Raw genomic sequence first — 10,750 nt, forward strand, 5'->3', positions numbered from 1 at the left:
CAGGTGGGCGGTTCCTGGCGCCGTGCCGTAGACGCCGTGGTCGGTGAGTGAGCCGGGGCCGACCAGGTAGCCGCCGGCGCCCCTGATGTCGATGCCTGGGGCCAGGCGGCTCGCCGAGTTGGGGACGACCACGTCCGGTGGTCCGGTCAGCCACAGGTGGCGGCCGCCGCTGGGGGTCAGGACGACGACTGTCTCGGGGATCGTGAAGAGGTGCCGGAGGGCCAGTTCGCGCAGGGCCGCGGAGGAGTCCGTGCCTGATTTGGTGTCGAGGTCGATGCCGATCAGATGGTGTGGGTGCAGTCCGCAGGCGATGCCGTAGCCGGTCGCCCAGGGGGTCGCGGCGAAGAGTTCACGGATGCGGTGCGGGTCGGTCGCGGCGTCGTACACGCCGTGTCCGAAGTGGCCGCACTCACCGTGGCAGGTGGTCGGAGACGGGTCGTCGCGATGGGGGGAACGCAGGGCCGGGAGCTTCGTCCGCGACAGGGGGATCACCGCCAGTCCGCGTTCGGCGGCGGACAGGGCGTGTGCCAGGGCCAGGGTCGTGGCCTGCCGGTCTGTGGTGGCCATGCCTCCATGTTCGTACTTGTGTTCGAAAAAGGGAAGAGGGGGCGGGCGGCGGTGCGAGCCGTCCGGGTGGTGTGCGGCGGGATGGCCCGAAACGTGAGGGAACGCTTCCTTCCTTGTCGTTACTGGTTCTGCTGCCGATCGACGGGTCTGATCTGGGGATTCGTGAAGCCTCGGGGGTTTATCGACATGTCATCACGCTTACGTGCGAATCATTACTTCCGGGATGGTTCGACGGGGATTCGGTGGGCAACTCTGGATTCGCGACGTCGAGCACAGCGCCGGGGCGGTCGGCCAACCGCCTTGGAATCAGCCGTACTTCACGTACGTCCGGCGAACAGAGTCGGTACGTACTCGGTTCTGGAGGAGACACATGGCAAGCATCCGTACCGCTCGCGCCCTCGCCGCCGTGGCGGCACTGCCCCTCGCTGTCGCCCTGTTCTCGGGCGTGGCGGCGGCGGACAACGGCGCTATCGCGGATCTCGGATCGAACGCGGCCGCGGCGTCCGCCAACAGCGGGGTGGGGCGCGACAACTACGGCAACTCGTCCACGACGCAGCAGCAGGCGGTCGGCGCGGGCGCCTCGAACCAGAGCAACACGGCTCAGGTCAACGGACCCGCGTTCGTGCCCATCTACCAGTCGAACGAGAACGTCGCCGTCAACTTCACCGACCTGTAGGGAGCCGGGGCCGATGCTCTCCCATCGGCTCTGAAGTCCCGGTCCCCGGGGGGTGTGGGGGGTTACGCGTCTGCGCGGCGGTACTTCGGTACCGCCGCGCAGACGTTTTTCGTACTCCACGCGCGCGTGCCTCGAAGGTCCACGCGCGCGTGCTCCGACCGTCAACGCGCGCGTGCCCGGCGACCTTGACAGTGACCCTTATCTGACGGACAGTCAGAAACTCTCAGAACTCTTGCTCGTACGAGGTCCTGGAGGGCCGGAGCCGTGCACCTCGCCCCCACCGAGCGCCAGCGCCGACTGCGCGCCGAACTCCGTACGTACTTCCGGGACCTGATGCCGGACGGGCCACCCGGCCAGGACGACGCGCAGGGGCAGCGCGCCCTCCTGCGCCGTATCGGCGCCGACGGCCGGCTGGGGCTCGGCTGGCCCGAGGCGTACGGCGGCCAGGGGCGGGGCGCGGACGAGCAGTTCGTGTTCTTCGACGAGGCGTACCGGGCCGGTGCGCCCGTGTCGATGGTCACGCTGAACACGGTCGGACCGACCCTCATGAGGTACGGGAGCGAGGAGCAGAAGGCGTTCTTCCTGCCCCGCATCCTCAGCGGGGACCTCGTCTTCGCCATCGGGTACAGCGAGCCGTCGGCGGGCACGGACCTCGCGGCGCTGCGGACCCGGGCCGTCCGCGACGGCGAGGGCTGGCTGATCGACGGGCAGAAGATCTTCACCTCGAACGCCCAGAACGCCGACTGGATCTGGCTCGCCTGCCGGACCGACCCCGACGCGCCCAAGCACCGCGGTATCTCCATCCTCCTCGTCCCCACGGACGCGCCCGGGTTCTCGTGGACCCCGATCGAGACCGTGGGCGGGCTGACGACGACAGCGACGTACTACGACGGGATCCGTGTGCCCGCCGCGGGCCTCGTCGGGGAGGAGAACGGCGGCTGGGGGCTCATCACCAACCAGCTCAACCACGAGCGCGTCGCCCTCGCTGCGATCGGCATGCAGGCGGAGGACTTCTACACAGCCGCGCTGGAAGCGGCGCGTACGCCCGATCCAGTGACGGGGAAGCGTCGGGTTGACCAGCCGTGGGTGCGTTTTCGGCTGGCCGAGGTGCATGCCCGGCTGGCGGCAACGCGCCTGCTCAGCTGGCGTTTGGTGGGCGATGTGGGGGCAGGCCGGCTGGCCCCCGGCGACGCGAGCGGGGTGAAGTTCGCGGGAACGGAATCGGCAGTCGCGACGTATCGCATGTGTCAGGAGATCGTCGGAGCGGACGCGCTGATCCGCTCCGATTCGCCGGGGGCGTTCGGGGACGGCGAGCTGGAGCGGATGAACAGGGCGGCGCAGATCAACACGTTCGGGGGCGGGGTGAGCGAGGTGCAGCGGGAGATCGTCGCGACGATGCGGCTCGGGATGACGAGGGGGCGGCGGTGAGTACGGGAGCGGAGGCGTTACAGCGGGTTCGGGCAGAGGCCGCGGAGCAGCGGGTTCGGGCAGAGGCGGCAGAGCAGGATGAGCCCGCGGCGCAGGATGAGCTGTCCGTGCGGCTGAAGGCGTACGAGGGGCGGCCGGCAGCGGTCGGCGGCGTGGGCAAGGATCCGGTCAACGAGCCCATGATCCGCCACTGGTGCGAGGCGATGGGCGACACCGACCCGGCGTACGAGGGGCCGGACGCCGTCGCGCCCCCCACCATGCTCCAGGCGTGGACGATGGGCGGCCTGTCCGGGCACACGGGCCGCTCGGCGGCGTACGACGAGCTGCTGGGCCTCCTGGACACCGCCGGGTACACCTCGGTGGTCGCCACCGACTGCGAGCAGGAGTATCTGCGTCCTCTGCGGCCGGGGGACGAGATCACCTTCGACTCGGTGATCGAGTCGGTCTCGGAGCGCAAGACGACCAAGCTGGGCACGGGGTACTTCGTCACGACACGGACGGACGTACGGGTGGGCGGCGGCGAACCGGCGGGGACGCACCGGTTCCGGATCCTGAAGTACGCGCCCGCGCGGCGGAGACCGAAGAGCCCGCGGGCCAGGCGCCCACGCCCGGTGGTCAACCGGGACAACGCCGGGTTCTGGGAGGGAGTGGGCCGACGCCGGCTGCTCATCCAGCGCTGTGGTGACTGCGGGACGCTCCGCTTCCCCTGGCTGCCGGGGTGCGGCGCGTGCGGGTCCCCGGAGTGGGACACGGTCGAGGCGAGCGGCGAGGGCTCGGTCTATTCGTACGTCGTCATGCACCACCCGCGCTTCGAGGCGTTCGACCCTCCCTACGCGGTCGGACTGATCGAGCTGGCCGAGGGCGTGCGGATCGTGAGCAACGTGGTGGGCGTGCCCTACGACAAGGTGCGCATCGGACTGCCGGTGCGGCTGGAGTTCGCGCGGTTCGACAACGACGGCGACGACGGCGACGAGGGCGGTGAGGACGGGCAGGACGGGGAGCTGGTGCTGCCGGTCTTCCGGGTCCAGGAGGGTGGCGGGAACTGACATGGACTTCACGCCCACTGAGGAGCAGACCGACGCCCACGAGCTGGCCGCGGCGATCTTCGGTGACCTCGCCACGCACGAGCGGCTCGCCGCCGTCGGGACCGGCAGCGACATGGAGCTGTGGAAGGCGCTGTGCGCGGCCGGACTCGTGGGCGCCGTGGAGGACGTGGGCCTTCTCGGCCTGGTCCTCCTCCTGGAGGAGCAGGGGCGCACCACGGCCCAGGTGCCTTTCGCGGCGACCTGCGTGTACGGACTGCTGGCGGTCACGGCACATGGCTCGCCGCAGCAGCGGGGACGGCTCCTGTCGGGGATCCGCGACGGCTCGGTGGTGGTGTGCGGGGCGTTGCCGGCCGTCGGAGGGGTACGGGCGTCCGAGCGGGGCGAGTTGACGGGCACCGTGCCCCTCGTGCCGTGGCTGAGGGACGCCACGCATGTGCTCGTGCCCGACGAGCGGCGCCGGCTGTGGCTGGTGCGGGCAGCCGACGCGGGCTGCGAGCCGGTCGAGTCGACGGCGCCCTGGGCCGCGGGGCGGCTGACGCTGGACGGGGTGCCGGGGGAGCCGCTCGGGACACCGGCCGCTTACGACGCCGCTTACGACGATGTGCTCGCCACCGCTCGTACCGCCTTCGCGGGCCTGCAAGCCGGGGTGTGCGCGGGATCGCTCGCGCGTGCCGTGGCCCACACGAACACCCGGGAGCAGTTCGGGCGTCCCCTCGCCGTCAAGCAGGGCGTCCAACTCAGGGCGGCCGACGCGTACATGGACACCGAGGCGATACGGGTGACGGCGTACGAGGCGGCCTGGCGCCGTGACCAGGGCCTGCCCTACGCCACGCACGCGCTGACCGCGGCCTGGTGGGCGTCCGAGGCGGGGCTACGGGTGGTGCACACGGGACAGCATCTGCACGGCGGCACGGGAGCCGACCTGGAGCATCCCGTGCACCGGCACTTCCTGTGGGGGCGGCAGCTGGACGCGTACCTGGGGTGCGGGAGCGAAGCGCTGCAGGAGCTGGGGGAGCTGCTCGTGAACGGTATCGAGGGCACTGGCGAAGCCGGAGGAGGTGCTGCGGCATGAGGACGGGTGAGGAGCTGCCACCGCTGGAGATCCCGATCACCCGCACGCTGATCGTCGCGGGGGCCATCGCCTCGCGCGACTACCAGGACGTGCACCACGACGCGGAGCTGGCGCGGCAGAAGGGCTCGCCGGACATCTTCATGAACATCCTGACGACCAACGGCCTGGTCGGGAGGTACATCACGGACCACTTCGGGCCGGGCGCGGTCCTCCGCAAGGTGGCCATACGGCTCGGGGCGCCCAACTACCCGGGCGACACGATGGTGTTGACCGGGGCGGTCGAGACCGTCGAGGACGGCACGGCGACGGTGCGGGTCGTCGGGGAGAACGGCATCGGCAGACACGTTTCGGGCACGGTGACGGTCACCCTCCCCGTCAGGGAGGCCGCGGACGCCAGAGACGCCAGAGACGCCAGAGACGCCAGAGACGCCAGAGATGCCAGAGACGCCAGAGATGCCAGAGACGCCAGAGATGCCAGAGACGTCGCGGACGCCGGGGACGCCGGGGGCGCCTCATGAGCGTACGGACGCGGGACGCCCTCGGGGGGCGGGCGGCAGTCGTCGGGATCGGGGCGACGGAGTTCTCCAAGGACTCGGGGCGCAGTGAGCTGCGGCTGGCGGTGGAGGCGGTGCGGGCCGCGCTCGACGACGCGGGACTGACGCCGGGCGACGTGGACGGGATGGTGACGTTCACGATGGACACCAGCCCGGAGATCACCGTCGCGCAGGCCGCCGGGATCGGGGAGCTGTCCTTCTTCTCGCGGATCCACTACGGAGGCGGGGCGGCGTGCGCCACGGTCCAGCAGGCGGCGCTGGCGGTGGCGACCGGAGTGGCGGAGGTCGTGGTCTGCTACCGGGCGTTCAACGAGCGGTCGGGGCGGCGGTTCGGCTCCGGGGTGCAGGACCGCGAACCCTCGGCCGAGGGCGCCGCGCTGGGCTGGTCGCTGCCGTTCGGGCTGCTGACACCGGCGTCCTGGGTGGCGATGGCGGCGCAGCGGTACCTGCACACGTACGGACTGACCCCTGAGGCGTTCGGGCATGTGGCGGTGGTGGACCGGAAGTACGCGGCGACCAATCCGGCGGCGTACTTCCACGGCAGACCCATATCGCTGGCCGAGCACGCGGCCTCGCGGTGGATCGTCGAGCCGCTGAGGCTGCTGGACTGCTGCCAGGAGACGGACGGCGGTCAGGCGGTCGTCGTCACCTCGGTGGAGCGGGCGCGCGACCTGCCGAACCCGCCCGCCGTGATCCTGGCGGCCGCCCAGGGCGCGGGACGGGCGCAGGAGCAGATGACCAGCTTCTACCGGGACGACCTCACCGGTCTGCCCGAGATGGGGGTGGTGGCGCGGCAGTTGTGGCGGACGTCGGGGGTCGGGCCGGCGGACATCGACGTGGGGATCCTGTACGACCACTTCACGCCGTTCGTGCTGATGCAGCTGGAGGAGTTCGGGTTCTGCGGGGCGGGGGAGGCCGCCGACTTCGTGGCGGAGGAGCGGCTGCCGATCAACACTCACGGTGGACAGCTCGGTGAGGCGTACCTCCACGGGATGAACGGGATCGCGGAGGGGGTGAGACAGGTGCGGGGCACGGCGGTGAACCAGATACCGGGAGCCCGGAGCGTCCTGGTCACGGCCGGGACGGGGGTGCCGACGTCCGGGGTGGTTCTGGGAACGGAGGGGTGAGCGGAGAGGTCAGAGGCGCGGCGCCTACGACGCGGGCAGGTGCCTCTCAGGGATACACCCTCAGTACGTGAGGGCCACGGCTCCACCTTCAGGAGGTGGAGCCTGCCCCCCTCCTACAACCTGAGGGGGATTCGCCTTCGGGACCTCCGGCCGATCCGCCGGAACGGGGGTCGCTCATAGCGTGGAGCCATGACCACACCCGTCTGCACCAGCGCTTCGAACGCGGCTACCCCAGCGAGGCAGACTCTTCCGTACCCGTCGTTCTCGTCGTACGTGAGGGACCGCCAGCCGGTGCTGCTGCGTACCGCCCGGTCGCTGACCGCGAACCCGAGCGACGCGGAGGACCTGCTGCAGACCGCGCTCACCAAGACGTATGTCGCCTGGGACCGGATCGAGGACCACCGGGCCCTCGACGGTTACGTACGGCGTGCTCTGCTCAACACCAGGACGTCCCAGTGGCGCAAGCGCAAGGTGGACGAGTTCGCGTGCGACGAGCTGCCGGAGCCGGAAGTGGTGCCCGCCGGGGATCCCGCCGAGCAGCAGGCGCTGCACGACGCGATGTGGCGGGCGATCATGAAGTTGCCGGCGCGGCAGCGGGCGATGGTCGTCCTCAGGTACTACGAGGACCTGAGCGAGGTGCAGACCGCCGAGGTGCTCGGAGTGTCCGTGGGCACCGTCAAGTCGGCGGTGTCGCGCGCCCTGGGCAAGCTGCGTGAGGACCCCGAGCTGGAGCCCGTGCGGTAGGGGAGCCTCCCGTTGTTGAGCCGACCCGGCTGTCGCGCCACGGACCGCACACACTCGCTCACCGGCACCGCCAAGCCCCGACACCGGCGAACAAATCCACCGTGACCTAGTGACATACTGCTCGGTATGCCAGCACAATCGCGGGACACTACCCTCGCGTAGCCGCTTCAACGAGGAGGCCCCCCGGTGCTGAGCACGATGCAGGACGTACCGCTGCTGATCTCCAGGATCCTGAGTCACGGCTCGGCCCTGCACGGAACATCGCAGGTGATCACATGGACGGGTGAGGGCGAACCCCAGCGCCGTTCCTTCACCGAGATCGGGGCACGCGCGGCCCAGCTGGCGCACGCCCTGCGGGAGGACCTCGGGGTCGAAGGGGACGAGCGTGTCGCCACGCTCATGTGGAACAACGCCGAGCACGTCGAGGCGTACTTCGCGATCCCCTCCATGGGCGCCGTGCTGCACACGCTCAACCTGCGCCTCCCGGCCGAGCAACTCGCGTGGATCGTCAACCACGCCGCCGACCGCGTGGTCATCGCGAACGGTTCGCTGCTCCCCCTCCTCGCGCCGCTGCTCCCCCACCTCAAGACGGTCGAGCACGTCGTCGTCTCCGGGCCGGGTGACCGTTCGCTGCTGGACGGGGCGAGCGCGCGGGTGCACGAGTACGAGGAGCTCGTGGCCGGCAAGCCGACGACGTACGAGTGGCCGGAGCTGGACGAGCGCAGCGCCGCGGCCATGTGCTACACCTCCGGCACGACCGGCGACCCCAAGGGCGTCGTCTACTCGCACCGGTCGATCTACCTGCACTCCATGCAGGTCAACATGACCCAGTCCATGGGCCTGACCGACCAGGACATCAGCCTCGCCGTGGTCCCCCAGTTCCACGTCAACGCGTGGGGCCTGCCGCACGCCGCCTTCATGACCGGTGTGAGCATGCTGATGCCGGACCGGTTCCTGCAGCCCGGGCCGCTCGCCGAGATGATCGAGAAGGAAAGGCCCACGCACGCGGCGGCCGTCCCGACCATCTGGCAGGGACTGCTCGTCGAACTGGGCGCACGGCCCCGGGACGTCAGTTCGCTCACCCAGGTCACCATTGGCGGCTCGGCCTGTCCGCCCTCGCTGATGGAGGCGTTCGACAAGCTGGGCATGCGCGTCTGCCACGCGTGGGGCATGACGGAGACCTCTCCGCTCGGCACGATCGCGCGTCCTCCGGCCCATGTCATCGGTACCGAGCAGGAACTCGAGTACCGGCTCACCCAGGGCCGTTTCCCCGCGGGCGTCGAGGCCCGGCTCACCGGCCCCGGCGGCGAGCGACTGCCCTGGGACGGGGAGTCGGCCGGGGAGCTGGAGGTCCGCGGGCCGTGGATCGCGGGCGCGTACTACGGCGGGGATGGCGCCGAACCCCTGCGTCCCGCCGACAAGTTCAGCGAGGACGGCTGGCTCAAGACCGGTGACGTCGGCACCATCAGCCCCGACGGCTTCCTGACTCTCACCGACCGCGCCAAGGACGTCATCAAGTCGGGCGGCGAGTGGATCTCGTCCGTCGAGCTGGAGAACGCCCTGATGGCCCACCCGGATGTCGCCGAGGCCGCCGTCGTCGCCGTACCGGACGACAAGTGGGGCGAACGCCCCCTCGCCACGGTCGTGTTGAAGGAGGGCTCCTCCGCCGACTTCACGACGCTCCGCACCTTCCTCGCCGACGAGGGAAGGATCGCCAAGTGGCAGCTCCCCGAGCGCTGGACGATCATCGAGTCCGTGCCGAAGACGAGCGTGGGCAAGTTCGACAAGAAGGTGCTGCGGCGGCAGTACGCCGAGGGGGAGCTGGACGTCACGCAGATCTGACAGATCTGACAGATGTGACGCGTCGAACGACGCGGACGGGTAGATGACTGGGGCGCTGTTTCACGTGAAACAGCGCCCCAGCGATGTGAAGCTCCAGCGATGTGAAGCTCCAGCGATGTGCAGCCCCAGCGATGTGAAGCCTCAACGACGTGCCTGATCAGTGTGCGTGATCAGTTCGTGCCGATGCGGGCCAGCAGTTCCACGATCCGGTTCTGTACCTCGGGGCTCGTCGAGCGTTCCGCGAGGAACAGGACCGTCTCCCCCGAGGCCAGACGCGGGAGTTCGGTCTGGTCGACGGCGGCGGTGTAGACGACGAGCGGAGTGCGGTTCAACTGGCCGTTCGCACGCAGCCAGTCGACGATTCCGGCGCGGCGGCGGCGCACCTGCAACAGGTCCATCACCACGAGGTTCGGCCGCATCTGGGCGGCCAGCGTGACCGCGTCCGCGTCGGAGGCGGCCCGCGCCACCTGCATGCCACGCCGCTCCAGCGTCGCGGTCAGCGCCAGTGCGATCTCCGCGTGCTCCTCGATGAGCAGGACACGCGGCGGGTGCTGCTCGGAGTCACGCGGCGCGAGGGCCTTCAGCAGCACGGCTGGGTCGGCGCCGTACGCCGCGTCCCGTGACGCCTGCCCGAGGCCCGCCGTCACGAGCACGGGCACCTCGGCGGCGACGGCGGCCTGACGCAGCGACTGGAGAGCCGTACGCGTGATCGGGCCGGTGAGCGGGTCGACGAAGAGAGCGGCCGGGAAGGCGGCGATCTGCGCGTCCACCTCTTCACGCGAGTTCACGATGACGGGCCGGTAGCCGCGGTCGCTCAGCGCCTGCTGGGTGGTGACGTCGGGCGCGGGCCACACAAGGAGACGGCGCGGGTTGTCGAGCGGCTCCGGGGGGAGCTCGTCGTCCATCGGCTGAGGGTGCGGCTGGTCGGATACCTCCACCGCGCCACCGGGACCGTCGAGCGGCTCGGGGCCTTCGTCGGCGTTCTCGTCGGGCGCCCCTATGGCGTACGAGCGCCCGGCGCCCTCGGTGACACCGGCCAGGCGGGACTGGCCGGCGAGTGAGGGCTGCGCCGGGAGCGGGACCTGTCCGGCCAGAGACGGCTGCGCGGGTTCGGGCGCCTGCACAGCAGGGGCCGAGACCGCCTGGGCAGCCTGCCCCGACTGCGGGTGCGGGCGTGCCGCCGTCTCCGGGCGTGTGGTGGGCTCCGGTGGCGTGCCCAGCTTGCGGCGGCGGCCGGAGCCGTTGGTGCCGGAACCGTTGCTCTGGTGAGAGGACGACGTGGCGGTGGCGCCCTGCTGGGACTGCCGGGCGAACGGCACGCCCTGGCCGAGCGTGCGCACGCTGATCGCCCGCCCCTGGGTCGAGTTGGGGTCGACCGGGGCGGCGGCCTCGGCAGGCAGCGGCTGTGCGGTGCGCGGCTGTGCCGGTGCCGGTGCCGGTGCTTGTGCCGGTGCCTGCGTCTGCTGTTGCGGCTGCTCGGGCGGGAGCGGGGTGCCGGGCGCCGGGGTGGCCTCCTCCGCGGGACCGGCGGGAGACGCGGCCTGTGCGGGAGCGGCGGCCTGGGCCGGGCCGCCGGCTTGGGCGGGCGTACCGGTGCCGGGGGTGTCGTCTGCCCCGGGCCACGGCTGGGGACCTACCTGTACGGGGGTGCCAGGGGGAGGTGTGTCCTGTGCGCCCGGCCACGACTGCGGGGC

At 71.0% G+C, this 10,750-nt stretch carries 8 protein-coding genes and 2 pseudogenes; 8 read left to right on the plus strand and 2 right to left on the minus strand.

Annotated features, from left to right (window positions below):
* Positions 1–567, minus strand: a 567-nt coding sequence (locus FNH08_RS32845) for a bifunctional DNA primase/polymerase (protein ID WP_152775174.1), incomplete at its 3' end; no start/stop codon positions are given.
* 370 nt (positions 568–937) lie between these two features.
* Here FNH08_RS32845 and FNH08_RS32850 point away from each other — a divergent pair.
* The 8 genes and pseudogenes from FNH08_RS32850 to FNH08_RS32895 all read left to right on the plus strand — a co-directional run bounded on the left by FNH08_RS32850 (position 938) and on the right by FNH08_RS32895 (position 9,056).
* Positions 938–1,243, plus strand: a complete 306-nt coding sequence (locus FNH08_RS32850) for a hypothetical protein (RefSeq protein WP_152775175.1) — start codon at positions 938–940, stop codon at positions 1,241–1,243.
* Positions 1,244–1,507: 264 nt separating this feature from the next.
* Positions 1,508–2,671, plus strand: a complete 1,164-nt coding sequence (locus FNH08_RS32855; protein WP_322725896.1) for an acyl-CoA dehydrogenase family protein — start codon at positions 1,508–1,510, stop codon at positions 2,669–2,671.
* 101 nt (positions 2,672–2,772) lie between these two features.
* Positions 2,773–3,717 carry a bifunctional MaoC family dehydratase N-terminal/OB-fold nucleic acid binding domain-containing protein gene (locus tag FNH08_RS32860; protein ID WP_152775179.1) on the plus strand — a complete coding sequence of 315 codons (945 nt, stop codon included), beginning with the start codon at positions 2,773–2,775 and terminating at the stop codon, positions 3,715–3,717.
* A gap of 1 nt (position 3,718) precedes the next feature.
* Positions 3,719–4,789: an acyl-CoA dehydrogenase family protein gene (locus tag FNH08_RS32865; protein WP_152775176.1), complete on the plus strand. Its 1,071-nt coding sequence runs from the start codon at positions 3,719–3,721 to the stop codon at positions 4,787–4,789.
* A pseudogene (locus tag FNH08_RS32870) lies at positions 4,786–5,163 on the plus strand (MaoC family dehydratase); the annotation flags it as partial. The gene FNH08_RS32865 and the pseudogene FNH08_RS32870, both read left to right, overlap by 4 nt.
* Before the next feature lie 140 nt (positions 5,164–5,303).
* A complete protein-coding gene (locus tag FNH08_RS32880) occupies positions 5,304–6,470 on the plus strand; it encodes a lipid-transfer protein (protein ID WP_152775177.1) in 1,167 nt (388 codons plus the stop codon).
* 189 nt (positions 6,471–6,659) lie between these two features.
* A complete protein-coding gene (locus FNH08_RS32890; protein WP_152775178.1) occupies positions 6,660–7,214 on the plus strand; it encodes a SigE family RNA polymerase sigma factor in 555 nt (184 codons plus the stop codon).
* Between the two features lie 186 nt (positions 7,215–7,400).
* Positions 7,401–9,056: a long-chain fatty acid--CoA ligase gene (locus tag FNH08_RS32895; RefSeq protein ID WP_322725898.1), complete on the plus strand. Its 1,656-nt coding sequence runs from the start codon at positions 7,401–7,403 to the stop codon at positions 9,054–9,056.
* Between the two features lie 170 nt (positions 9,057–9,226).
* Here FNH08_RS32895 and FNH08_RS32900 read toward each other — a convergent pair.
* A pseudogene (locus tag FNH08_RS32900) lies at positions 9,227–10,750 on the minus strand (histidine kinase); the annotation flags it as partial.

The sequence above is a fragment of the Streptomyces spongiae genome, assembly GCF_009377185.1.
In the GTDB taxonomy this organism is placed as follows: Bacteria; Actinomycetota; Actinomycetes; order Streptomycetales; family Streptomycetaceae; genus Streptomyces; species Streptomyces spongiae.